This is a genomic window from Bacteroidetes bacterium endosymbiont of Geopemphigus sp., from assembly GCF_002904345.1.
In the GTDB taxonomy this organism is placed as follows: Bacteria; Bacteroidota; Bacteroidia; order Flavobacteriales; family Blattabacteriaceae; genus GSPS2-BC2016.
The window spans coordinates 45405-69441 of sequence record NZ_PEIH01000003.1 but is presented as its reverse complement, the minus strand read 5'-3'; the positions used below and the strand labels follow the sequence as shown (position 1 = coordinate 69441).

Below are 24037 nucleotides of genomic sequence, written 5' to 3'. Positions count from 1 at the left end.
TACATTTTTAGAGTAACTTTTCCTCTTACAAACTTAATAGGATACTACTATTACATAAAATACTTTCCGGTATAATTAGGATTAAATTAGCGAGCTTTAAATATCTGTAAAGCTAAAAGGATCTATTTTTTAATATTTTTTATGTCCGATACAATTGGTTTTTTATAAAGCTTCTGACAATCTAAAGTCTATAACCTTGATATTTTTCTCTTTTTAAGATTCGTTCTTCTTTTCTCTAATATCGCTGTGCTTAAAGAACCTCTGGCAAGTTTTTGCTGATAAACTTCTCTTTGGAAGTTGACTATGTCTTTTATTTGATGAATATCATATTTTATGAGACTCTGTTATGTTTTCAGCGGAAAGTTCATCGAGTTTCATCGTATGAGCGATCTTGCTTATATATTTTAATAACGTATGATCTTCTTCAATGCAGATAATAGCCTTTTCATCGTTTTTGTGCCGTATGATTTGATTTCGCATGGCGATGATCTCTCTTTTGCACTGATCCCAAAAATCAGAAATGTTATTTGCATAAAGAATGCTCTGAAGTTGAGTTTCTACTCAAAAGTGTGTTTTTTAAGCCCCTCTGCGATGATCATATGGGTTGTTTCGTGTTCTGATTGGAAATAGCATTATGCATGGACGTTAAGCCTCCCCGATCAATGAATACTAATATGCGCGCCTTTATCTATAAAAAGCCGCGATATTTTCATATCCTAATGAAGCGGTGTTGCGCCATGGCTATCCTTAGAGTTGATTTGAGCTCTCCCTTTATTGATAAGTAAAACTTCGATATTCTCATATCTTTGCAATGCAGCGATGTGTAGAGGGGTTCTTCCATCATTATTCTTACGAGTTGATGATTTGCTTCCTTATATAAAAAGCAATCATATTTTCATAGCTCACCGAAGTAGTAAAGTGTAAAGAAGTTTATCCATTTTTATCCTGAGTATCGATGTTTTCTCCCTTATCTACAAGTAAAGTGGCGGTATTTTCGTAACCTGATAAAACGGCTATATGAAGCAGATATATTCCGTTTATTTGCCTGACTCACATCATTTTCATCCTCTAAAATAGATCTTATAAACTTCATATTCAGAAATTCCTGATTCTTTTTAGGAAAATATTTTTCTAAGTAGAAAAAGTTTTTACATTCATGTAAATGTGTTTTTTCTGTTGATTTTATATTGTATGTTTACAAAGGGAAAAAAGATTTATTTTTTTGTGGTTTTTTATAATCTAATAATGCGGATGCATACTTCATTTATTTACCTGAGCTTCCCACAAAACTTACGATTTTACCCATCTTTAGGTAGATCAAAGAAATAGATACTCTCAAAAAAGGTGCTCTAAAAAATATGATTGCTATATTCTTTTTTTAGAACGTATGACTTTTTTAATGATGTCGCTCGCTGCAGAATGTATAAGTACGTTCGATATTATATCTATTTCCATATCTCGTTTGTATTTGCTCTCTATTAGGATGAAAACGAATGTTATAGTGAACTTATCTGATGAACATTTTTCGGGTTGATCGGATTAAGAAAGGGGATGTATCGGTAATGGCGAGAGGGCTTCATAATATTAAGAATATCTTTTGTGTAATGATCATCTGGTGTGCTACTAATTACATTAACGATCAATTCATTCTTTTGATCAAAAAGCGGATCTTTAGTAAAGAATAAACCTGTAGTTAAGGTAAAAATCCAAACCATTTTTTGGTGGTAAAAGGGAATTTAGAAAATTTCACGCGCAGTGTGCCCGCGGCCTTTGAAAATACCGATAGAAGCAACTTAATTTTTACTCTTTTTCGAGTTTGACTATTGCTGTAATGGTTTCAGAGCAGCCTTACTAAATATTGGAAAATTAAATACTATTTGTTCTTTTTTTATTCTATGGCTATCGCTTATCCGTGAAATATTCTAATCGATACGCTTTGAGATCATATTAGAAACTCTCTTTTTATGACTGATATATTTAATGATACCAATCGAATATATGTTTAGTAAAGAACGAGTTAACGTATAAGAGCATTTTTTTATTGATTTCTGATTGTCCGAGCCTTATTTTTTCTTACTAAGGTAAAACTAAATTATCTTTTTCTACTAAAGATCTCATCTACTTCATCGATCTCAAATCCTGTACAGGTGTTGTAATGGTTTATTTTATGAAAACTGAGTATAAAATATATAATTTTCTTCCAACTCCGAGCTTTTGTATAATTGAAAATTAGGACAACAAGCCGTATAAAACTTTTTTAGATGGACTTAAGATCTTCTTTTTAAAACGCAAAGCAGCTTTGATATTGTAATTTTTTAGATATAATCAAATTCTCTTTTAAATTAATATTTTAAAATCAACTTGATAGATAAACAAAACTCTATTTTCTAAGGATTTAATTATCTAAGGATAAAAAATATTTTATTTTAGAGTATTTAGCTCAGGATTAAAATTTATTAAATCACAGATTCTTAATCAATAAGGATAATAATATAATGGAGTTAAGAAAATAATCTTAATTTAATAACATAAATCATATCAATATTTTACCTTGTATTTTTAGAAAATATTTAGCTTTGTTCTATTGTTTATATAGAATCTTAATAGAATGTTTGACAACTTACAAGAACAGCTCGATAGGGCCTTTCATATTCTGAAGGGACGAGGGAAAATTACCGAAATCAATATTGCTGAAACCCTTAAAGAGGTACGGCGCGCCTTGCTCAACGCTGATGTGAATTTCAAAGTAGCTAAGGAGTTTACCAATAAAATCAAAGAAAAGTCTCTGGGACAAAAGGTACTTACTTCCCTGCAACCTGGTCAATTAATTATTAAAATCGTGCACGATGAACTTGTGCAGCTTATGGGTGGTCAAAATGTTGGAATTGATTTTTCAAAAACACCTACAGTTGTCTTAATCGCCGGTTTGCAAGGTAGTGGAAAAACCACCTTTTCAGGAAAGCTTGCCCATTTTTTGGAAAGCAAAAAGCATAAAAAGCCCCTTTTAGTAGCTGCAGATGTATACAGACCTGCTGCTATAGAGCAGCTCAAGGTACTGGGAGGACAGATTCAAGTACCTGTTTTTACTCTTGAAGAGAGTAAAAATCCCTTAGAAATCACTGAAAAAGCCCTTGACTATGGGCGTGTTCACTTTCATGATGTGGTAATTGTTGATACCGCTGGCCGACTAGCGGTCGACGAAGTTATGATGAAAGAAATTAAAGCTATTCACGAGCAAATTCATCCAGATGAAACTCTTTTTGTGGTAGACGCTATGACGGGACAGGATGCGGTAAATACAGCTAAGGCTTTTAATGAATCCCTTAATTATCAGGGGATAGTACTTACAAAACTTGATGGAGATACCCGTGGAGGGGCGGCTTTAAGCATTCGTAGTGTGGTAAACAAGCCCATCAAGTTTATCAGCAATGGTGAAAAACTACAGGCAATAGATATTTTTTATCCTGAAAGGATGGCTAACCGTATTTTGGGTATGGGAGATGTAGTATCGCTCGTGGAAAAAGCTTGTGAACAATTTGATGAAGAACAAGCTAAAAAGCTTTATAAAAAAATTGCTAAGAATAATTTTAGTTTTGATGATTTCCTCAAGCAGATTCAGCAAATTAAGAAAATGGGCAACATGAAGGATTTACTGGGAATGATTCCTGGTCTGGGAAAAATGACTAAAAATATTGATTTAAAAGAAGATACTTTTAAACAAACCGAAGCTATTATTTACTCTATGACCCTTAAAGAACGAAAGTATCCTAAAATCATAGATATGGGTCGAAAAAAGAGAATTGCTAAAGGCTCAGGAACTTCTATTAAAGAAGTAGAACGTTTATTAAAGCAGTTCGGACAAATGAGTCAGTTGATGCGCCAGATGCAAACACCTTTTGGTAGAGAGATGCTGAAAACTATGACGGCCCATATGGGAAACAACAAAACTTAAAAAAGGCAGGTATACTTTTTTATATGGAATTTTGTACTTCACTCATTTTTCAGGTTTTTTACAACTAAGTTTCTCCCTATTCATTTATTTTTTTATTTTTTTGAAAAATTATCTCTAAAATGATGAAAAAAAACTCCAAATAGACAATTTGGAGAGAGAAATTTGTAGAACAACTTCAGACGACGCTTTTATGAGATATATTGATCATCGGCGGAGGAGCTACCGGTATAGAGGTAGCTCTGGATGTTGCTTCGAGAGGATATAAAACGCTTCTTCTTGAGTAGGTTGATTTCGCTAAAGGTACTTCTGTCGCAGTACTAAATTACTGCATGGAGGCGTACATTATTTGGAACAAGACAATATACGTTTGGTATATGAAGCCTTGCGTGAGCGTGGTTTACTTTTAAAAAAAGCACCTCACCTTACTAAAAATCAAAGATTTGTCTTGCCTTTTTTTAATTGGGGCCCAGGCATATTCTACTGGATAGGTCTTAAGTTTTATCAACTCCTGGCCGGAAAACTTGGTTTAGGTTCCTCCTCTTATGTTTCTCGTGAGAAAATGATTAAGAGATTTCCTTATGCCGAGCTATGGAAGCAGATTCAAGTATTTCCATTCAGGAACTTCGTTTGGATGGAGGTGCTTCTAATAATAGAGTTTTACTGCAATTTCAGGCGGATATTCTCGACACTAAAGTTGTAAGATCTAAATATTCAGAAACCACGGCAGCGGGTGCTGCTTATCTGACCAGTCTAGCTTTTGGCTATTGATCAAATGTTGAAGAAATTCAGGGTTAATGTCAAATTAAACAAATTTGCGAGCCGCAGAAAATGATCAATCGCGCCAAGCGCGTACATGTCTAGCATACGGAAATAAACGCTGCGAAATCTTGGAGTAGCTCTTTTAAAACCATATGTTATGTAATGAGCGTTTTTTATTCAGAGACTATCGGTACAATGTTGCTGGTCCTCTTAGGAAACGGTATAGTAATGAATGTAGTGCTTTTCGAGCCAAAGGAAACAATTCTGACTGGATGATTATCACTACCGTATGGGTGCTGGCGGTTTTTGTCGGGATGGCAGTGGCCACTCCTTATAGCGGGACGAATCTAAATCCGGCGGTTGTTACCCTGGTGTTGGCTTTAGCTGGAAAGTTCTCCTTGAAGTAATTACCTCTCTTTATACTTGCGCAGATGATATAGGCGATGTTTTAGTAAGCGTTTTTACGGGGATCATATTGCAGATACAAAAGATCAGGAGGTTCAATTGGCTTTTCTACCGGAGCAGCTATCAAAAATACCTGGCTAAATTTGTTCAGTGAAACTATTAGCAACTTTGTTTTGGTATTTGTCATATTTCACTTTTCTCTTGCTCAAATGGGAGAGGAAAAACTCTAACAGGCTTGGGCGCCTTGGGCGTTTTACCTGTAGCGTTCTTGGTCTGGAACATCGGTCTTTCTTTGGGTGGAGCCACAGGTTATACTATCAGTCCCGCGCGAGATCTGGAATCCAGAATCATACACGCTTGTATTCCTCAATAAGGGTAGCAGCCAATGGTCATATGTCTGGATTCCTCCTGTAGTAGGGCTTTTACTTGGGTGAATTCTTGTATCAGTTGTGCACAGCATGTTATCTTCTTAAAAAATAATATTGATTTGGGAATCATTTTGAAAAGCAGTTCTATTATTGCTGATATTTTATATTTACAACTTTCAAAATGATTTCTATAAAATTAAATGATTCAGATTACCTTTCCTGATGGACGAATAAAGAAATATCCATCAGGCACTACTCCATTTGAAGTGGCTCGTGATTTGAGTGAAGGCTTGGCTAAAAAAGTACTATCCGTCACTTTGAATGAACGCCAAGTAGATTTTTTTGTACCTATGGCACAGGATGCACATCTTGTGTTTTATACCTGGAAGGATCCGTTAGGGAAGAAAGCTTTTTGGCATTCCTCAGCCCATTTATTAGCTCAAGCTATTCTGGAGCTATACCCCCAAGTTCAACTCACCATCGGGCCGCCCATTGAGAATGGATTTTATTACGACGTTGATCTGGGTGAGGCTGATTTTTCAGAAAAAGATTTTCCAAAAATTGAGGTTCTTATACTCGAGCATGCTAAAAGAGCTTCAAATTTTGAATTGTATTCTATTTCCAAAGCTCAGGCTTTAGAGGTTTACAAAGAAAACCCCTATAAAACCGAGCTCATACAAAACCTTCAAGAAGGAACTATTACCTTTTGCCGTCATGAAGATTTTACAGATTTATGTCACGGAGGCCATATTCCGAATACTTCCTGGATCAAGGCTGTTAAAATCCTTAATATCTCCGGAGCTTACTGGCGAGGTGATGAAAAAAATAAACAACTCACACGTGTTTATGGAATTTCTTTTCCCAAAAAGAAAGAGCTCGATGAATATCTTTTTCGGCTTGAAGAAGCTAAAAATCGTGATCATCGTAAATTGGGAAAAGATCTCGGATTATTTACTTTTTCAGAACGTGTAGGCGCAGGACTTCCGCTTTGGCAACCTAAAGGCGCTGTATTGCGTAAATGCCTAGAAGACTTTTTAATGCGCGCACAACAAAAGGCGGGCTATGAAATGGTAGTCACGTCCCATATTGGGCATAAAAAACTTTATATCACCTCTGGTCATTGGGCTAAATACGGAGAAAATAGCTTTCGACCTATCTCCACTCCTCATCAAGGGGAAGAGTTCTTATTAAAACCTATGAATTGTCCGCATCATTGCGAGCTTTACCGTGCACAGCAATGGTCATACCGCGATCTTCCAAAACGTTTTGCCGAATTTGGCACAGTGTATCGATACGAACAAAGTGGAGAATTACATGGCTTGACGCGCGTGAGAGGTTTTACTCAAGATGATGCTCATATTTTTTGTACGCCTGACCAACTGCTGGGAGAATTTCAGAGCGTCATTGATCTGGTGTTATATGTTTTTAAATCTCTAGGGTTTGATCAATATAAGGTTCAAATCTCCCTTAGAGATCCAAAAACGCCAGATAAATATATAGGATTGGATGAGTATTGGAAAAAATCTGAAAATGCTATTGTTCAATCAGTTAAGGATAAATCTTTGCCCGTAGAGGTAGCCTACGGAGAAGCGGCTTTCTATGGTCCGAAGCTTGATTTTATCGTTAAAGATGCTTTAGAGCGGAGTTGGCAGCTTGGCACTATTCAAGTAGATTATAATCTTCCTGAGCGCTTTGATCTGAATTATAAAGGGGAAGACAACCAATGGCATCGACCTGTGATGATCCATAGAGCTCCTTTCGGCTCTTTAGAGCGTTTCATAGCTATTCTCATAGAACATACAGCCGGAGATTTTCCATTTTGGCTAGCACCTGTTCAAGTAATAATTCTTCCGATTAGTGAAAAACATGGCTCTTATGCGGAAAAAATTCTAAATTTGCTCTCCCAAGCTAATATTCGAGTGAGTATTGATATGCGCAGTGAGAAAACAAGTAAAAAGATAAGAAATGCTGAGATGTCCAAGATTCCATTTATGTTAGTGGCGGGAGATAAAGAAGTCTCTTCCGGGACAATTAGCCTAAGAACACATAAAAATGGGGATTTGGGTACTCATACTGTAGAAGATTTTCTAGGTATGATAAAGCTGAAATTGAGTAACTATTAAAATTACAGAGTTATCGCGTTACAAAAAAAATTTTTGAGGAGAAAACCTAATTACCGTCCTCAAAATCAGGAGAATCCTCATAAAATCAACGATCGTATCACTGCTCGTGATATTCGTCTTGTAGGGGACAATGTGGAAAACGGTATATACTCTCTACAGGAAGCTTTAGCTATTGCTCAGGACCTGGAGTTAGATTTGGTAGAAATTAACCCTAAACTCGATCCGCCTGTTTGTAAGATACTCGATTATAAAAAGTTCCTTTATGAGCAAAAGAAAAAGCAAAAGCAACTTAAAGCCAAACAGACTAAAGTAGTAGTAAAAGAAATACGTTTCGGTCCGCAAACCGATGAACATGATTATGAGTTCAAGAAAAAAAACGCCCGAAAATTCTTAGGAGAAGGCTCCAAGGTTAAATCTCTTGTCTTCTTTAAAGGCCGTTCTATAATTTATAAAGACCAGGGAGAAATATTGTTATTGCGTTTAGCACGTGATCTTGAGGATTGCGCCAAGGTAGAGCAGATGCCTTATATGGAGGGAAAAAGAATGTTTCTTATTTTGACGCCAAAAAAATAAAATGATCTAATTTTTAAGAAAGAATGTCTAAACTAAAAACCAAATCTAGCGCTAAGAAACGCTTTAAGCTTACTTCCAGCGGCCTCATAAGGAGGAAGCATGCTCTTAAGAATCATATCCTTACCAAGAAGTCTACCAAACGTAAGCGCCATTTGACTCATTTTTCTCTCGTTGAGAAGGTAGATGAGCAAAGTATAAGAAAACAATTATTAGTAGGCTAAGTTTTATAAATTCAAACCCTCCGTTTGTGCGCTTAAGTATCTGAAAAAGATCGCCTTTCGGAAAAAATTAAATTAATATGCCAAGGTCAGTAAACGCAGTGGCTGCAAAAGCTAGAAGAAAAAAAATACTTAAAGCCGCCAAAGGTTACTATGGGGCGCGTAGCAAAGTGTTTACTGTTGCTAAAAATGCTGTTGAAAAAGCACTCCAATATGCTTACATAGGCCGTAAAAGAAAGAAAAGAGATTTTAGAAGTCTGTGGATTCAGCGCATCAATGCCGGGGCTAGAGAGCATGGTATTTCTTATTCTCAACTTATGGGAAAGCTCTCAGATAAGAAAATCGATCTTAATCGTAAAGTATTGGCGGATTTAGCTTTAAATCATCCTGAAGCTTTTAAAGCTATCATAGAAAAAGTCAAGTAAAAACTATCAAATGATTCTTTAAAAAAGGGAATAAATATTTATTCCCTTTTTTATTTTTCCGGGGACTCTGTAGAGGTTAATTCAGTGTTCTGTAAATATTATACCAACGAAAGATCTTTCTTAAGTCTGATTCGTAAAGACGCGTTTTACCGTAATTTGGTAGAATATTTTTGAAATAGGCATGCAACTTCCCATGACTCTTCTTAGCGTTCAAAGAATGGCCTGTTTTTTCTTTATGCTCTATTTTTTTTAGAACTTCCATCAGACTTACTTTTTTTCATCTGTAGTATAAATACTAATATTTTCAAGTAGAATTACTTTATTTAGAAGAAATAGGAAAGCGTCTGGATTGAGTAAAGCACTCGATGAGAAAACCGTTTCGTGTTTGTGAGATAAATCTATACAAACTTGATTTTCCTACTACGGTGATGACTTTTGATATGTTCATATTTTTTTATGCGTTTTTTTAGAAAACTCAACTTTGTAGCTGGGCCTCAGTATACCTTCTGAAATTTTTTTCAGTTTTTTGTTTATCAACTGTCGTTTTAGGGGCGAAAGATAATCGATAAATAGCTTACCATAAAGGTGGTCATATTCATGTTGTATCACTCTTGCACGCACACCCTTTAAGCTTTCTTCATGCTTTTTCCAGTGTTCATCATAATATTCTATATGCAAGTACTCAGGTCGATCTACATTCTCTCTGATTTCTGGAATACTCAGGCAACCTTCTTTAAATTTCCAGAACTCTCCATAAATTTTAACTATTTTAGGATTGATAAATACTCGTTTAAAATCGCTCAATTCTTGAAAAGCTTCTTTATCATCATTTTCTTCATCTGCAAAAGCAGAAGTGTCCACTACAAATACTCTTATGCTTAAACCCAACTGAGGCGCCGCTAGACCGACCCCATCAGCTTGATACATAGTTTCAAACATATTATAAATCAAGGTTTTGAGATTAGGATAAGAATCTTTAATTTCTTTACATTTTCTTCTCAATACAGGGTCCCCATACATAGTGATTGGTAAAATCATACATTTTTTTTTTATCCAGATAAGATTGTAAAATTAACACAGCGCTGATCTTATCGATAAGTGCTTTATTTTGTCGCGCTTTCTTTTTTAACCCCCCGCCAATCATAGCGTATTGAGCTACTTTTGAAGTAAAGCGTTCATCTACACGATCTAAATAAATATCTGGAAAGCGTACGCGAAATTTTTTAATGAATTTCTGAATATCTTTTTCTATTAAAGAAGGCTCGTTGTTCCATAGCTTGGGTTCACCAACAACCACTGCATGAATTTCCTCTCTAGGAAGGTAGTATTCTAAAAAAACCATCAATTCTTCTGTAGCTACGGTTTTTAGTCCTGAGGCGATAAGCTCCAGTGGATCGGTTGTGGCAAGTCCTGTTCTTTTGCTTCCGTAGTCTATGGCCAGTATGCGGGACAACTAAATTCTGATATGTACTGCAAATATACTCGATATCTTCAGCTTGTTTATCTTTACAAAAAATAAAGTTTTAAGATGTCAAGCCTAAGAAAATATATAGAAATCGCATGGGAGAGCCCTGAAAAACGCTCCCTGCCTGAAACCAAGGAAGTAGTATTTGAGGTTATTTCGCAGCTCGATAAAGGAGCGCTCAGAGTAGCTGAGTTTATGGAAGGGAAATGGCAAATCAATGAATGGGTGAAAAAAGCCATTTTGATGTATTTTCCCATATCAGAAATGAAACGAACGCAACTGGGACCTTTGGAATTTTATGATAAAATTCCTTTAAAAATTGATTATGAAAAACAGGGAGTTCGTGTGGTTCCTCATGCCATTGCCCGTTATGGATCTTACCTTTCTAAAGGTGTCATATTGATGCCTTCTTACGTTAATATTGGCGCTTACGTAGATGAAAACACCATGGTAGATACGTGGGCTACAGTAGGAAGTTGCGCGCAGATCGGAGCTCGCGTTCATTTGAGTGGTGGCGTAGGTATAGGAGGGGTATTAGAGCCCTTGCAGGCGTCCCCTGTCATTGTTGAAGATGATGTTTTTATAGGTTCCAGATGTATTGTGGTGGAAGGTGTTTGTGTGGAAAAAGAAGCGGTCTTAGGAGCAGGCGTTATTTTAACGGGATCTACTAAAATTATAGACGTCACAAGTTCCTCTCCTATAGAAATCAAAGGGCGTGTGCCTAGAAGATCTGTAGTAATTCCGGGCACTTATCCTAAAGCTTTTCCTGCAGGGAACTATCAAGTACCCTGCGCGCTGATTATTGGGAAACGTAAGGAAAGTACAAATAAAAAAACTTCCTTAAATGAAGTGCTTCGCGAATATGCACTGGCGGTTTGATTGCTCTATACATCCTTGCTTTTTTCCTTTAAAATTCCACAGGGTGTTCTTATCAGTTTGAAATCATGAGTTTTTCCTCGAATCCTTTTATTTTCTTTTAGATCCTTTTCACTGATATACCCTCGCGTATGTTCAAGATGAAGGCAGATGGCACTATAGCGAATCTGCTTTCCTCTTATATACATGTTTTCTAAACGTTCGCCCAGTTCGCGATCTTCTCCTCCATAGGCCATACGCTCGTCAAAACCGTTTATCTTCAGAAGATCTTTTTTCCAGGCCGAGGCGTTGTGACCATTCCAAGTGGATTTCGTAGGCGTTAAGGCATTTAAAACTCTTGATATCCAGGGGGAGTGTGTAAGCCTCATATTCTTAACAGAAGGACTAAGTCCATACAACTTGAGCCACTGTATATCGAAACAAATTCCCGAGAGAATATCGCTTGATGTAATCCTTTGCGAGAGTTCCACAGGCAGTTTCAAATAACCTCCTGAGAGAAAGTATCCGGGTTTTCGCGTTTGCCAGTGAACTTCAAGAAAATCATCTCGAGGAATACAATCTCCGTCACTAAACACCAAATATTCTGCTTGGGCATGCACTATAGCTTTATTTAGAATGGTGGTTTTGCGAAAGCCTCTATCAGTTTGCCATAGATGTTGTATAGGATAAAGAACGATGCGTTTCATTTGCGCAATGCATAGCGCTGTATTTTCATCTGATCCGTCATCGGCGATAATGAGCTCAAAAGACCTAAAACTTTGTCTTTGATAACCCCATAATACCTTTTTTAGCCATCCTGTAGAATTGTAAGTGCTGATAATAACTGAAAGTAAAGGCGTCATAATATTAAGTGAAACATAAAAAAGCAAACGTATAACACAATCTTATTTTTAAAATACATACCTCCTTACGTGCTTTTTTAATTAACTTTGTCTCAAGTTTTATGGTTTTTTAGGCGTTTTAAATTCATTCATATCGTAAGAAATTGAAGAAAACTTCTATCAGCGCTTTGGTCATTACTTATAATGAAGAGTCAAATATTGCTGAATTTCTTAAGAGCGTTTCCTTTGCTGATGAAAATTATTATCCTCGATAGTTATGGCACAGATAAAACTTTGGAAAGTTCGATGGAGTGCCAGAAGGTACGTATTTTATCAGCGCTTGTTTGAAGATTTTTCTACTCAAAGAAATCATGCGCTTGATCTTGCTGCTCATCAATGGGTATTATTTATAGATGCCGATGAGCGTTTGAACAAAATCTTAAAGGATGAAAGTTTTAAAAGCTCTCCATATGCCTGATGCCTTTTAGGCTTATTATGTGTACAGGAGATTTTATCCCGTAGGGAAAGCGCTGCGCTATAGCGGATTTCAGAAAGATAAGTTACCTATATTATTTAAGGAAAATTATTGCTTTTATGGACTCTTCCAGGCGTGTACATGAAAAGCTTCATTGTCAGAGCACAATCGCTTATCTAAAAAATAAACTCGATCATTACACCTATTTATCCCGGGAGCAGTATGATGCAAAGCTCAGCTAATATGCTCGTATACAAACTGATAAACTCTTTGAAAAAAATGTTCAACCCCGCCTTCACCATTTTGTATTAAAGCCATTTTGACGATTTTTCAATTATTATTTGCTTAAAGGAGGTATTTTTAATAGCTAGTAAGGATTTTTCAAATCTTGGTTTTGTGACTATTATGTATTTAGACATTATGTTTTTTTGTGGATGAGACATAAAAATCTTCAGTGAGAGTTTTATTATTTAACGTCACTTACAATTTATATGTCTATAAACGTTTAAAAAGAAAAATCATCTGATGTCTGAAAAATTTTCTCAGGAGCTTTTTAGAAGCTTTGAGACTTTAAAGCAAGGAGGAATCCTTTTATATCCTACCGATACAGTATGGGGAATCGGCTGTGACCCCACAAATCTCAAAGCCGTTCAAAAACTTTATGAAATCAAGCGAAGGAGTACTCAGAAACCTATGATTTTATTAGTGAGCTGCGCTCAGATGCTCAGGTGTATAGTAAAAGTTCCTCGGAAAGCCTGGCATCTTATGGCAAAGACTTCTCGTCCGTTAACCATTATATATGACTATCCCACAGCCTTATTTTCTGCTCTCTCCGCAAGCGACGGTGCCTTAGCTGTACGTATTACCAGCGATACTTTTTGTCAAGAACTTATAAAATCCCTTGGAGGGCCTTTAATTTCTACTTCTGCTAATCTTTCAGGAGATCCTACGCCTTTATCTTTTTGTCAAATCAGCTCCGATATTTTGGAAGCGGTAGACTATATTGTAGATTTGCGCCGAAAAGATCAGGCGACTTATGCAAGCTCTTCTCTTATTGTAAGATGCAATGAAGATGAAAGCTGGCAGATATTGCGCAAATAAGAATTATGGATTTGACCCGGGCCATTGAGAAAAATATATTTCATACTATTGGCTGCTCAGCTTCGGAAATTCAACAAGATGTCTATGTTATCGGAGGATATGTTCGTGATTTTCTTCTTAATGAAAGATATTCGAAAGATATAGATGTGGTGACCACCGGCAGCGGTATAGCGCTGGCCAAGCAAGTTTCTCAAAACCTTAAACATCAACCTAGGATTACTGTATTTAAGAGTTTTGGAACGGCTATGCTCAAATACAGAGGTCGAGAGATCGAGTTTGTGGGCGCCCGTAAGGAATCTTATCGCAGCGAAAGCCGAAAACCACTCATCGAAGACGGCTCTATCGTAGAGGATCAGAACCGAAGAGATTTTACCATTAATGCTATGGCTATAAGCCTTAATTCATCTGACTATGGGCGATTGATCGATCCATTCGGTGGTTTGGTCGATCTTCACAAAAAACTTCTCCGTACCCCCTTAGATCCCTTAATCACTTATTCTGACGATCCACTTCGTATGTTACGCGCCGTACGTTTTGCTAGCGAGCTTGACTTTATTATTGAAGAAGCTTCTTTTCAGGCCATATGTAAAAATCGCGAGCGTCTTTCGATTGTTTCTATTGAGCGTATCATGGATGAATTTCAAAAAATTATGCGCTCTCCAAAACCTTCTATTGGTCTAGGACTTCTGTATGAAACAAGTTTGCTTTCTATGATTTTGCCGGAGCTTAATGCTTTAGAAGGTATAGAAGAAAAGGAAGGACATTCTCATAAAGATAATTTTTTTCATACACTTGAAGTGGTGGATAACGTAAGTGAGGTTTCAAATTCTCTATGGCTTCGCTGGGCGGCTTTGTTGCATGATATCGGTAAAGCTGTTACGAAAAAATATATAGCCCGTACAGGTTGGACTTTTCATGCCCACGAGTTTGTAGGCGCCCGTATGATTCCGGCGATATTTCGGCGCCTTAAATTGCCTATGGGATCTACTGTAAAATACGTTCAGAAAATCGTTCAGTATAGCTCCCGGCCTATAGCCTTGGTAAGTGATGAAGCTTCTGATTCGGCTTTGCGTCGGCTATTGTTTGATGTCGGTGAGGATATTGAGGATCTTATGGTGCTTTGCAAGGCAGATATTACTACAAAAAACCCGGAAAAACAGCGTCGTTACCGTAATAATTTTATCCTGGTTGAGAAAAAGCTTCATCAACTCGAAGAAAAAGACCGAATTCGAAACTGGCAGCCCCCAGTTTCAGGAGAAGAAATCATGAAAATATTTAATTTACAGCCTTCTCCAAAAGTTGGAATTATAAAAAATGCCATAAAAGAGGCGATATTGGATGGAGAAATATGCAATGATCGTGAATCTGTATATTGCTTTATGTTGAAAAAAGGTGAAGAGTTAGGTCTGGAGCGGAAAAGTTAAATGGAGCTGTCGTATATTTCCAGCCTCATATTTTTGAAAAAATTATAAATAAATGATTTATAGAATAAGAGTTGCACTGGATACCGAAGAAGAAATTTTTCGAGATATCGATATCAAAGCCAGCCAGACGCTATGGCATCTTCATAAAGGAATTAAAAATGCTTTTAATTTATCGGGTGAAGAATTTGCTTCTTTTTGTTATGTCGATAAAGACATGAATCAAATCAAGGAGATTCCTGTGGAAGATCCTACAGATGATCAATCAGGTATGAGTATGGCTGATGTAAATGTGAAAGAGGCTTTTTCAGACGAAGAAAAAGCGCAACTCGTTTATATTTATGATTTTCTTAATATGTGGCATTTCTTTCTCGAGGTGGTTGAAATTCAAAATAGACCTCCTGCGCTTAACTATCCGCTTACGGTAAATAGCAAGGGAAAAATCCCGTTAAAAAATCTTAAAAAAATATCTAAGATATCTCCTGTTGAAAAAAAACCTGTAATAGAAGATGAGGAAGATATCGATGAAATGTTCAATGATCTTCAAGTAGAAGATAATGAAAGCTATTCCGAGGAAGATTTGTAAACTACAAGCATTATCTTATTTATCTTAAAACTACTTATGTTTTATGAATTTTTATGAGTTATAAAGAAGCCTTGGCGAATTTTAAGAAAAAACTTCATGGGCCAACTGTAAAATTTCTTGTCTTGCCTCATAAAAACCCCGATGGGGATGCTATGGGCTCTTGTTTAGGTTTAGCTCTTTACTTGCGAAAATTTGGACATGAGGTAAATATAATTGCCCCGACGGATTTTCCTTATTTTTTACGTTGGTTACCTAATGTTGATCAGGTGCTGGTATTTTCTGAAAAACAGAATAGCAGGGTAAAGAAAAAAATTCATGAGGCCAATGTGCTTTTTTTTGTGGACTTTAATACCCTTTCAAGGGTTGAACCTTTAGATGTCTTTTTAAAATCCTCACCTGCATTTAAGATTCTTATTGATCATCATCTTGCTCCGGAAACTTTTGATCTGATGTTTTGTGATCCTTTGGCACCCGCTACGGCAGTGCTCGTATTTAGGTTGATAGAGCAAATGGGCCATTTAGATTGCATAGACCGTGATCTGGCTATGTGTTTATACACAGCCTTGGTAAGTGATACGGGTTCTTTTCGTTTTTCATCTGTCACTTCTGAAACTCATATCATAGCGGCGCACCTTATGGACAAAGGTATCAATGCAGGGGAAGTGCAAGATCGTTTATATGCTATCTATACTCAGGGGCGTATGCGATTATTGACAAAAACACTACAGGGAATGAAGATTCTAGCTGAGTATCGGACAGCTTATATGTATGTGACTTCACAAGATATGGAAGACTGTCATTATCAAAAAGGGGATACTGAAGGTTTCGTTAATTATGGGTTGAGTTTAAAAAATGTTCTTTTAGCGGCACTTTTCATTGAAGATTGCACTAAAGGAATTATTAAGATTTCCTTTCGTTCAAAAACTAATTTTGATGTTAATACCTTCGCTCGCGAGCATTTTCAGGGTGGAGGACACAAAAATGCGGCTGGTGGAGTTTCAAGAGAAGATTTGAAAGCTACGCTTGAACATTTCTTAGGGTTTTTACCTTTATATAAAGATCAACTTTCTTAATAAAGATGTTTTATCATGGTAAAACGAATTTCTGGTTTTATTCGTTATACTTTAATTCTTTAGGGATACTCCCTGTAAGCTTCTTTTAAGAAATTTTCAGAAAGGATTTTCATCGATATTTGACTGATTATTCTCAAATAAAATTACCACAAATAAATAATATATCAAAAATTACGTATGTCTTCATCCTAAAGAAAAATTATCAATTTTTTTTATTTCTAGATGGAAAGCATCCTTGGAAAAAAGTAAGTTTATGGAAATTTTCCGAAGCTTTCCTAAACATGCAGATATGGCACGTTTTACTCATGTGGTTTATATCTTTGAAGATCACGTTTACGGTAAAGAGGTCATTAGCATTCAAAATTTTCATATGGAGAAAGCGTAAATCATCAACTGACCTTGCCTTCGTTTTTCGTTTATGCCATTTCAGGAGATGGTAGCAGATCGGTTTGTACCAGCCAATTCTTATTTTCTTGCAATTCATAAAAATCCCATTAATATGATCAGATGATTCCTTACCTCTGCCACCGCTGTTTTTTCGGCAAAAATATATACATCTTCAAAAGTGGTAGATAAAAAATCTATACGATCAGATCGATAATTGCGTGTATGCCTATCTCGAGACGAATAAAGGCGCTATCTTTATTCCCTTTTATGACAGTCAAATCCCCTATGACAGTAGCCAATTTCATTGGCTTGGCTGAATGGAAGGGTTTCAATAGATTTGTTGCGCCTGGTCATCATTTTTATGATGGGCTGTGACTTTTCACCGTATTGTTAAAGACTTTATGATTCATGGAGGTGATCCGAAAGGAGATGGCTCAGGTGGTCTGGGTTATGAATTTCCCAATGAAACTGATCAAGTTCTAAAATATAACAAAAGTAGTGTTTTTTCTATGGTCAACTCTGGTCTTGATACCAATAGCAGTCAGTTTTTTATCACGCAAAAAGCTACCCCTGGATTGATGGGAAATACAGCATTTTTGCAGAGGTAGTCTATAGATTGAGAATTATATCGTTTGGCTTTTTAAAGACCGATACAGCCGATAAACCGCTTGAGAAAGTGCATTTACAAAAGGTAAGTATCCTTAGAAAAGGAAAAGACTATAGAGATTATGATCCCGCAAAAATATTTTATGAGAAAATGGATATCATAAAGAATTCCTAACAAGTTACTTAATCAATCATCAAAAAGAAATGAATGCCAGAGCCTCTGAAATTACTGATAGCCTTAAATATGTTCTTTTGAAGGAAGGCTCTCACAGGCGCCGCTATAAAATCGGGCGATCAGGTAGCTCTGTTCATTATACGCTTTGGCTTGAAAATGGCAGGAAGATAGGCTCTTCTTTGGACAAAAACGAATCTTTCACACACTTATTGTAGGTTCAGGTCACAAGTCATTAAGAGATGGGATAAAGGTGCTTGAGCAACTCAAGAAAGGGGTATATAGGCTTACACTATTCTTCCCTCACACATTGGGCGCTTATGGCACGCAAGGTTCCGGAGGCCGCCTTATCCTTACAAATGCTACGCTTTATTTTGAAATGGAAATATTGGAGTGAAATTCGAATGACTTTGCTTAATAAACTCTTATTTATACTTTTTAACTATAAATAAGAATTTTCAAATTTATCTCAGAAGCAAGCTCTTAATTAAGACTTCCATTTTATATTACATCCAATGCTTGGTTTTTGCTCTTGAAAAACTTTTTGTCCTTTAAGCAGTGTATCTAAGGCTTTTCTAAGATCTTTGCCTGTGACAGGAACTTCATTTCCCGGGCGCGAATCGTCCAGTTGACCTCTGTAAACTAGTTTTCCACGGCCATCGAAGAGAAAAAAATCCGGCGTACAAGCTGCTTTATAAGCCCTTGCCACTTTTTGATCTTCGTCAAATAAATAGGGAAAGGTATAGCCTAAGCTCTCAGCCATTTTTTTCATTTCTTCAGGGGAATCTTCCGGGAAATTTTCTACATCGTTTGAATTAATAGCAATCATCGATGCGCCTTTGGTTTGATAATCTTTACTTAAACGTAACAGTTCTTCATTGATGTTCTTAACAAAAGGACAATGGTTGCACATAAAAACAATCAATGTGGCTTTGTCAGATAATAGCTTCCATAATGATTTTTTACCTCCGGATACAGGATCCGGGAGTTCGAAATCTATAATTGGAGTGCCCAAAGGTATCATTGCAGAAGCAGTACGTGCCATATATCAGATTTTTAAACGGTTGAACTTCTAATAAATCGTTAGCAATTTAGCAAATATGTCGATATAAATATTCCAGCGCCTTTGCACTAGCTTTTTCTATCCAATGCGTGCGCTCGCTGGAGGCCAAATGCAGCTCTTGTGAGTAGATTGTATCACCAACAACCAATCCAATGCAAAGTGTGCCAACATCCTTTAACTCTTTTCCTTTTCCAAGGCTAGCTAATCCAATGGTAACTAATACTAAAGAGGTTTTTAGTTTTTCTTCTGTGCCAAAAGCCATTGCCTTTGCTACTTCTTTGCTTACCGTTCCATGTTTTTGAATAAATACAGGGTCAATACTTAAACACTATTGAAATCATAATAAATGTTATTCTAGTCTTAATTATAACAAATATTATTAAATTTTAATACTAATTAAGGTATTTAATATTAAAATTTACTATCCTGATAAATCCTTCATACGTTTTTTTTTATTATCTTATGTGAATATTGTCACAAAGACGTCGTTTCCAAAGACTAGGTTTGAAGCAAGGAATTCAAAGCACTTTAAGGTATAAGGCAAATGTTTTACCGAATGATAAACTATTTATATTATGAGAAATATTTGTTAAGTGTGAAACTTAGGATTTTTATTGACTATTTGTAGTTTGTCAATCAACATTCTAATGATAAATTAGAAGAGCTTTTTTAAGGATAAAGAAGGTAAAGCGTTCAAAGCTTATCCATACACGGCAAAATAGATAATGCCGGCAGAGCCGGAGCTCTTAAATCTTATTTCAAGCATAATCAAAAATGTGCCATAGATTTCCATAACTATGTTATGGAGAGATTTCCTTTCAGTATACATACGGTGCGCACTGATAACGCACATGAATTTCAAGTCTGGTTTCATTAGCGTCGTGAAGATCTTGGTATAAGAGCTTTCTATCAAAAAAGCTGGTCCCCATCTGGATGGAAAAGCGGAGTATTCGCATTTAAGGGATCAACGAAAATTTTATCAACTTCTCGAATATACTGATGCTATGAATATTGAGAAAAACTTAGATAGTGGGAAATATTCTACAATTATCAATAAACTAAAGGAGCTTTGAAGGGAAACACCCCCTTAGCAAGCGCTTAGGGAGAAACTTCTTCCAAAGGTTTTTTTTAATGAAATTTCCTGTTAATAAACAGGTCTGAAAATATTCATCTTTGTATCTAACTTAATATAAGTCGTGATAAACACATGCTTAAACATATTTAGAGGTAGATTAATTGACGATTTTTAATATATGAAAAAGCTACTTTAAGTTCATGTGAAATTTTACCTTCATTAGCCCTCGATTCATCAGATCCCGATAAATATTTTCTTTGATTAAACCATTTTTTGTCTTTTGAAGACAGATCTCACGAATATGCTCTATCTCCTTTTGGAGGTTTTTCTTATTATAGGCCATTAAGAACATGAAGGGTAAATACTTAAGTGATTATATCGATAGTGATTATATCGATAAAGACACTATATGTTCTGTACAATCTACTGATATACAGTAATCTATATTTCTCATATAAATTTATATCAAAACCTCAAAAAGGACTATAAAGTTCATTTTTTTCATGTAAAATTATCTTCTTAAAGACGAGGGTAGCTCTGAACCTGATAATTTTTACCGCCTTAGGATCCGATGATTTATAAGAGATTTCATCGAGGATGAAATAGTGAAAGGGAATATAAAAGCTTTTCGAGAGCTTTTGTAGTTGCTTAAAGTTAGGATAACGCTCTTTAGAGATCCAAAAGCGTTAATTTTAGGATACTACTTTCTACATCCGGTCAAAATCCAAATCCGTACGCATCTAACCCCTATGGAATGATATCAGGATTGTATTGCTCTACTCTGAGTCTCCTTATGATTTTTATCCATGGTCTTTTCTAAAGAACCTCTTTTTCATTCTATTATACGACATGGCATTACAGTCAAGCAGGATTTTATTCTCATTATTCTTAATTGCTTTATCGGTACGCTTATCCAAAAGAGCTTTGATATCTTACCATGCCGATGAGAGCCGAACCTGTGAGAGATGGGGTGTCGTTAACTCATCTTTTAGCTTCTTTATCAGCGTCTGCATTTATGAGAAGTATCTTATGATCTCTGTTCCGGGAAGCTTAGCAAGTGGCGTGGGTTACCACTGAGAACGGGGGATTTTTTAAGGATATCAACGCTAACCAGCATATATACACGATCTTTTAAAGCTGCGAAGCATTTATAAAATGCTAATATATATTTAAAAAGAACTAGGGCCGCTATATTTCGATCAAGCCATTTTTAGTTTTGTCGGATTTATCACGTGACATAAATAATACCTGCTACAGGTTTCTATAGATTAGAAAATCACATTCTCTGACATCAAATTTTCCAGCATTATGGGCTTGCTGGCGAATCATTTTATCGATATCATCTTTACCTGAACATTCAGACCATTTCTCCGATCCGGGATCAATCTGTCTCTGTAAGATACAAATACCTCAAGCACTGCTTGTTTTGATCAAACATCAAAGATCCCGGAGCAAATTTCCCACGCTGAATATTTTTCACGTTTTCCGATTTATCCGGCGCAGGAAGTGCCAGGGCGGATTGAATACTTTGCTCTTGAGTGTTTTTTGTTTGGGTTTTCATATGTAAAACCCCTTCGAGAGTTTTTGTGCCTATGCCCACTTGTGCCTGCGGGCTCCCATGGTCATGAGAAATGAAGATAAAAATGATTGTAGTTTCATATGTTTTTGATTAAATAAACGATTATACACGTATTACTATATATAATTAAAAATTAATATAAGTATAATTAAATAATATTTATACTATATAAACTATTATTGTTTAGTATATATTGATTTTTTTAATCATTGCTATAGCTAATACAAGAGCCGAAGCGGCTAACGAATCAGGCAAACCTCACCAAATAGATTTTAGCCGTCGTTATTAAATCGCCTTAGGCGTGCTGTTAGGCTTTGTATTTTGAAAAATAGCCCTCTTATCATTTTATAAAATTTCTCAATGTTTTCATCAAGGGAGACCGTTGTAAAAATGAAGTAAAAGGAATAAGAGGTCAAAAAATCCCCTAAACCCACTTATGCAAACCTAGGTCATTACATCTTATTTATTAAATCATTGATTATAAATTGATTTATCGTTTTTGTTCATTAACAAGAGCACATAATAATCCCAGAGGTGCAATAAGAGATAAATAAGTACTTCTCTGAGTTCATGGCAAAGAGAGGTGAAAGCAAGAGCAGACCGCAGGTGAGGAGCAAAAAGCCATATCGACTGCGTTTAAAAACAGTCGCTTCTGAATTTTAAATACTGGAACAAGCGTGAGCGGTAACGCAAGCAGTAGCATGGCTAGTGTAATAACCATAGACGACATTTCCAGCCGTACTGTAAATTATCTAGGGAGAAGACAAAAAGACACTCCAATAGATAATGGAAAAGATCACTGGAAGCAGCAATAAAGTGAGAAATGTCCCATTTTTTTAGCTCTGGAAGTCTTAAAGCTTCGTTCTGATAGCAAATGGAAAAGAACCAGTAATACACATAAAATGATCAAGATATTGACAGTTATCTTCCCATTTACTACCGGTATTCGTTCTTCTTATCTATCGCTACATTGTAATAAGCAATAGCAAGACCGCTGCAAGCAGAGTGCTTATCAGAGATTCCGACTAAACGCGCAGCTATCTGTGCCTTATCTGAGGGATTACCAATAAATGGGATTGTCACCAGTATTTCAAGAGGAATATTAATTAACATAATCCACTGCCATAAGTATAGGTAACAATAACGATTCCTAATGTTGAACTTAACGCAAAAATTAGTCCAAGAAAAAGGGACCAGTATTTAAATACTTTAGGTCTGTCGATCCACCGACAATAAGAGATTCAGCAATCCCATGGTCGCCGGTATTAAGAAATCAGCGGATATTTCTTGAAATAAACGTACTACGGTGAAAGCTTCCATGGAAATACAACAAGTAAAAATTGGAAGTAAGAACAAAAATCAATAACACCATAAATTAGAGTCAGACGAATTCCTGATTTGTCCGTGATAATACCTGCGGGCAATAAAACGCGGAAAACCCAGAAGTATAAGAGATGATTAACCAGGTTCCCTGCTTAATCCCAAAAGCCCAGTTTAGTTGCGATATAGGGGATAGCGACTCCCAGCCCTATGGTGTCGAATTCTATCATGATAGTATCTATCATGATTGATAGAAAAAGTAGTTGTTCCCTCTTATGCCGCAGAGCCTTTATTTTCATAGATCATATAATGTATATCCTAAACTTGGGGCTAAGAATCTACTTTGTTTTTGTATGGAGGAGTATTTTTTAATGAGATAATTTAAGCATCTCTTTAGTTTCTTTGGTTTTGGATAAATCGAAAGGAGTTCTACCATTTTTATCATTAGCGTTAGCATCGGCGCTCTTTTCTAAAAGAAACTTCATAACTTCTATATTGCTACAAAAAGCTGCCACATGAAGCAGATTATCATCTTTAACAATTTACATTTGCACCCTTTTCGATAAGATATTTTATCACTTCTGTACGTTCATTTCCGGACGCTCAATCAAGCGGTATGCTGTCAGAATTATTTATAAATAGAGTGGTGAAGCCTCCTTTGTTTAGTCAAAAGGTAATCTATAGCTCCGCTGCGGATCGCAAAAGCCGTCTAGTAAAAGCGGATTATAACCGAAGTCATCTTTAGCGTTGACATCAGCGCCTTTCTCCAAGCACCTTTCTCCAAAAGAAACTACAGCTGTACTGCTTCCTGCAAAAACTGTCACATGAAGTAGGGCTTGACCATTGAAACCATAAACCATCACCACAAATAGCAAAAGAAGAACAAAATCATAAATTATCGTTCTTATAAGTTCTTCTTGTAATTTAATATTCAAATCTTAATAATTATATACATAGCATTGATAATACCAAATTACTCGTTTCTGTTCTAAATCACTGTTAAATAAGGATTAATTATTACTCACTATTAAGACTGTTTAATACATAAGGCTCACTCTTTTTATTCTGAGAAAAGGGTTTTTGTATAGTAAGCTGATAATTTATTTCCATACCAAACCCTCAAAAATAAGGGGTTTTATAAATTCTCATGATTAAATTCGGAGAAATTTTAATACTTGATACATTAACTGACAT

33 protein-coding genes and 2 pseudogenes are annotated in these 24037 nt (G+C 36.1%); 19 read left to right on the top strand and 16 right to left on the bottom strand.

Annotation, left to right across the window (positions count from 1 at the left end; genetic code table 11):
* Positions 1-324: 324 nt before the first annotated feature.
* The 4 genes and pseudogenes from CS842_RS06730 to CS842_RS06415 form a co-directional block, all read right to left on the bottom strand.
* On the bottom strand, positions 325-480 hold the full coding sequence (locus tag CS842_RS06730) for a hypothetical protein (RefSeq protein ID WP_195909798.1): 156 nt from the start codon (positions 478-480) through the stop codon (positions 325-327).
* A 236-nt stretch (positions 481-716) separates the two neighbouring features.
* A pseudogene (locus CS842_RS07660) lies at positions 717-845 on the bottom strand (ankyrin repeat domain-containing protein); the annotation flags it as partial.
* Between the two features lie 85 nt (positions 846-930).
* Positions 931-1026 carry a hypothetical protein gene (locus tag CS842_RS07655; protein ID WP_430537306.1) on the bottom strand — a complete coding sequence of 32 codons (96 nt, stop codon included), beginning with the start codon at positions 1024-1026 and terminating at the stop codon, positions 931-933.
* Between the two features lie 470 nt (positions 1027-1496).
* Positions 1497-1715 carry a hypothetical protein gene (locus tag CS842_RS06415; RefSeq protein ID WP_146037408.1) on the bottom strand — a complete coding sequence of 73 codons (219 nt, stop codon included), beginning with the start codon at positions 1713-1715 and terminating at the stop codon, positions 1497-1499.
* An 893-nt stretch (positions 1716-2608) separates the two neighbouring features.
* On the opposite strand from CS842_RS06415, the gene ffh reads away from it, so the two are divergent.
* The 9 genes and pseudogenes from ffh to rplT all read left to right on the top strand — a co-directional run bounded on the left by ffh (position 2609) and on the right by rplT (position 8823).
* Entirely contained in the window at positions 2609-3952 is a 1344-nt protein-coding gene (gene ffh, locus CS842_RS00350) for a signal recognition particle protein (RefSeq protein WP_103326658.1), read from the top strand.
* A 197-nt stretch (positions 3953-4149) separates the two neighbouring features.
* A pseudogene (locus tag CS842_RS07650) lies at positions 4150-4529 on the top strand (FAD-dependent oxidoreductase); the annotation flags it as partial.
* 11 nt (positions 4530-4540) lie between these two features.
* Positions 4541-4720, top strand: coding sequence for an FGGY-family carbohydrate kinase (locus tag CS842_RS00345; protein ID WP_103326656.1), 180 nt, complete (start codon positions 4541-4543; stop codon positions 4718-4720).
* Positions 4721-4863: 143 nt separating this feature from the next.
* On the top strand, positions 4864-5118 hold the full coding sequence (locus CS842_RS07530) for an MIP/aquaporin family protein (RefSeq protein WP_322746634.1): 255 nt from the start codon (positions 4864-4866) through the stop codon (positions 5116-5118).
* Between the two features lie 233 nt (positions 5119-5351).
* A complete protein-coding gene (locus CS842_RS07525; protein ID WP_322746635.1) occupies positions 5352-5489 on the top strand; it encodes a hypothetical protein in 138 nt (45 codons plus the stop codon).
* 195 nt (positions 5490-5684) lie between these two features.
* A complete protein-coding gene (thrS, locus tag CS842_RS00335; RefSeq protein ID WP_103326654.1) occupies positions 5685-7607 on the top strand; it encodes a threonine--tRNA ligase in 1923 nt (640 codons plus the stop codon).
* Between the two features lie 33 nt (positions 7608-7640).
* Positions 7641-8180 carry a translation initiation factor IF-3 gene (gene infC, locus CS842_RS00330; protein WP_241518387.1) on the top strand — a complete coding sequence of 180 codons (540 nt, stop codon included), beginning with the start codon at positions 7641-7643 and terminating at the stop codon, positions 8178-8180.
* A 23-nt stretch (positions 8181-8203) separates the two neighbouring features.
* Positions 8204-8401: a 50S ribosomal protein L35 gene (gene rpmI / locus CS842_RS00325; RefSeq protein WP_103326652.1), complete on the top strand. Its 198-nt coding sequence runs from the start codon at positions 8204-8206 to the stop codon at positions 8399-8401.
* Between the two features lie 77 nt (positions 8402-8478).
* Positions 8479-8823 carry a 50S ribosomal protein L20 gene (gene rplT, locus CS842_RS00320; protein ID WP_103326650.1) on the top strand — a complete coding sequence of 115 codons (345 nt, stop codon included), beginning with the start codon at positions 8479-8481 and terminating at the stop codon, positions 8821-8823.
* A gap of 76 nt (positions 8824-8899) precedes the next feature.
* Here the strand turns inward: rplT and CS842_RS00315 are convergent, their stop codons facing one another.
* The 4 genes from CS842_RS00315 to ruvX are packed head-to-tail and all read right to left on the bottom strand — an operon-like array spanning position 8900 to position 10276.
* Positions 8900-9085 (bottom strand): DUF6852 domain-containing protein, encoded by a 186-nt coding sequence (locus CS842_RS00315; RefSeq protein WP_103326648.1) that lies wholly within the window; start codon positions 9083-9085, stop codon positions 8900-8902.
* 57 nt (positions 9086-9142) lie between these two features.
* Positions 9143-9271 (bottom strand): DUF5606 family protein, encoded by a 129-nt coding sequence (locus CS842_RS06725; RefSeq protein ID WP_195909797.1) that lies wholly within the window; start codon positions 9269-9271, stop codon positions 9143-9145.
* The gene (gene def, locus CS842_RS00310; protein ID WP_103326646.1) at positions 9268-9861 is read right to left on the bottom strand and encodes a peptide deformylase; all 594 of its coding nucleotides are present in this window, start codon (positions 9859-9861) and stop codon (positions 9268-9270) included. Before def ends, CS842_RS06725 begins: the two co-directional genes overlap by 4 nt.
* Positions 9809-10276: a Holliday junction resolvase RuvX gene (gene ruvX, locus CS842_RS00305; protein ID WP_103326645.1), complete on the bottom strand. Its 468-nt coding sequence runs from the start codon at positions 10274-10276 to the stop codon at positions 9809-9811. Before ruvX ends, def begins: the two co-directional genes overlap by 53 nt.
* 75 nt (positions 10277-10351) lie before the next feature.
* On the opposite strand from ruvX, the gene CS842_RS00300 reads away from it, so the two are divergent.
* Positions 10352-11167: a 2,3,4,5-tetrahydropyridine-2,6-dicarboxylate N-succinyltransferase gene (locus tag CS842_RS00300; protein WP_103326643.1), complete on the top strand. Its 816-nt coding sequence runs from the start codon at positions 10352-10354 to the stop codon at positions 11165-11167.
* Between the two features lie 5 nt (positions 11168-11172).
* Here the strand turns inward: CS842_RS00300 and CS842_RS00295 are convergent, their stop codons facing one another.
* Positions 11173-12006 carry a glycosyltransferase family 2 protein gene (locus tag CS842_RS00295; RefSeq protein ID WP_103326668.1) on the bottom strand — a complete coding sequence of 278 codons (834 nt, stop codon included), beginning with the start codon at positions 12004-12006 and terminating at the stop codon, positions 11173-11175.
* 256 nt (positions 12007-12262) lie between these two features.
* Between CS842_RS00295 and CS842_RS00290 the strand changes: the two genes are divergently transcribed.
* The 6 genes from CS842_RS00290 (at position 12263) to CS842_RS07300 (ending at position 17026) form a co-directional block, all read left to right on the top strand.
* Positions 12263-12463, top strand: coding sequence for a hypothetical protein (locus CS842_RS00290; RefSeq protein WP_103326641.1), 201 nt, complete (start codon positions 12263-12265; stop codon positions 12461-12463).
* Positions 12464-12985: 522 nt separating this feature from the next.
* Positions 12986-13561, top strand: coding sequence for an L-threonylcarbamoyladenylate synthase (locus CS842_RS00285; protein WP_103326639.1), 576 nt, complete (start codon positions 12986-12988; stop codon positions 13559-13561).
* 5 nt (positions 13562-13566) lie between these two features.
* Entirely contained in the window at positions 13567-14985 is a 1419-nt protein-coding gene (locus CS842_RS00280; RefSeq protein WP_103326637.1) for a CCA tRNA nucleotidyltransferase, read from the top strand.
* Positions 14986-15037: 52 nt separating this feature from the next.
* A complete protein-coding gene (locus tag CS842_RS00275; protein WP_103326634.1) occupies positions 15038-15568 on the top strand; it encodes an IS1096 element passenger TnpR family protein in 531 nt (176 codons plus the stop codon).
* A 53-nt stretch (positions 15569-15621) separates the two neighbouring features.
* Complete coding sequence (locus tag CS842_RS00270) at positions 15622-16641, top strand: DHH family phosphoesterase (RefSeq protein WP_103326631.1); 1020 nt, start codon at positions 15622-15624, stop codon at positions 16639-16641.
* Positions 16642-16894: 253 nt separating this feature from the next.
* Positions 16895-17026 carry a hypothetical protein gene (locus CS842_RS07300; RefSeq protein ID WP_265614100.1) on the top strand — a complete coding sequence of 44 codons (132 nt, stop codon included), beginning with the start codon at positions 16895-16897 and terminating at the stop codon, positions 17024-17026.
* A gap of 196 nt (positions 17027-17222) precedes the next feature.
* Here the strand turns inward: CS842_RS07300 and CS842_RS06720 are convergent, their stop codons facing one another.
* Positions 17223-17360: a hypothetical protein gene (locus CS842_RS06720; RefSeq protein WP_195909796.1), complete on the bottom strand. Its 138-nt coding sequence runs from the start codon at positions 17358-17360 to the stop codon at positions 17223-17225.
* 39 nt (positions 17361-17399) lie between these two features.
* On the opposite strand from CS842_RS06720, the gene CS842_RS00265 reads away from it, so the two are divergent.
* Genes CS842_RS00265 through CS842_RS00260 form a run of 3 tightly spaced genes read left to right on the top strand, consistent with a single transcriptional unit; the run spans position 17400 to position 18024 of the window.
* Complete coding sequence (locus CS842_RS00265) at positions 17400-17636, top strand: peptidylprolyl isomerase (RefSeq protein ID WP_410468494.1); 237 nt, start codon at positions 17400-17402, stop codon at positions 17634-17636.
* A gap of 8 nt (positions 17637-17644) precedes the next feature.
* Complete coding sequence (locus tag CS842_RS06715; RefSeq protein ID WP_195909795.1) at positions 17645-17809, top strand: hypothetical protein; 165 nt, start codon at positions 17645-17647, stop codon at positions 17807-17809.
* A 29-nt stretch (positions 17810-17838) separates the two neighbouring features.
* On the top strand, positions 17839-18024 hold the full coding sequence (locus CS842_RS00260; RefSeq protein WP_103326625.1) for an FKBP-type peptidyl-prolyl cis-trans isomerase: 186 nt from the start codon (positions 17839-17841) through the stop codon (positions 18022-18024).
* 269 nt (positions 18025-18293) lie between these two features.
* On the opposite strand, the gene CS842_RS00255 is transcribed toward CS842_RS00260, so the two are convergent.
* The 6 genes from CS842_RS00255 to CS842_RS00235 all read right to left on the bottom strand — a co-directional run bounded on the left by CS842_RS00255 (position 18294) and on the right by CS842_RS00235 (position 23778).
* A complete protein-coding gene (locus tag CS842_RS00255) occupies positions 18294-18851 on the bottom strand; it encodes a thioredoxin family protein (RefSeq protein WP_103326622.1) in 558 nt (185 codons plus the stop codon).
* Between the two features lie 46 nt (positions 18852-18897).
* Positions 18898-19188: a CinA family protein gene (locus CS842_RS00250; protein ID WP_103326619.1), complete on the bottom strand. Its 291-nt coding sequence runs from the start codon at positions 19186-19188 to the stop codon at positions 18898-18900.
* Positions 19189-21325: 2137 nt separating this feature from the next.
* On the bottom strand, positions 21326-21544 hold the full coding sequence (locus tag CS842_RS00245) for a hypothetical protein (RefSeq protein ID WP_146037407.1): 219 nt from the start codon (positions 21542-21544) through the stop codon (positions 21326-21328).
* Positions 21545-22459: 915 nt separating this feature from the next.
* Positions 22460-22636: a hypothetical protein gene (locus CS842_RS06710; protein WP_195909794.1), complete on the bottom strand. Its 177-nt coding sequence runs from the start codon at positions 22634-22636 to the stop codon at positions 22460-22462.
* Between the two features lie 575 nt (positions 22637-23211).
* Positions 23212-23367: an ankyrin repeat domain-containing protein gene (locus tag CS842_RS00240; RefSeq protein ID WP_346962744.1), complete on the bottom strand. Its 156-nt coding sequence runs from the start codon at positions 23365-23367 to the stop codon at positions 23212-23214.
* 138 nt (positions 23368-23505) lie between these two features.
* Positions 23506-23778, bottom strand: coding sequence for a hypothetical protein (locus CS842_RS00235; protein WP_103326613.1), 273 nt, complete (start codon positions 23776-23778; stop codon positions 23506-23508).
* Positions 23779-24037 lie beyond the last annotated feature (259 nt).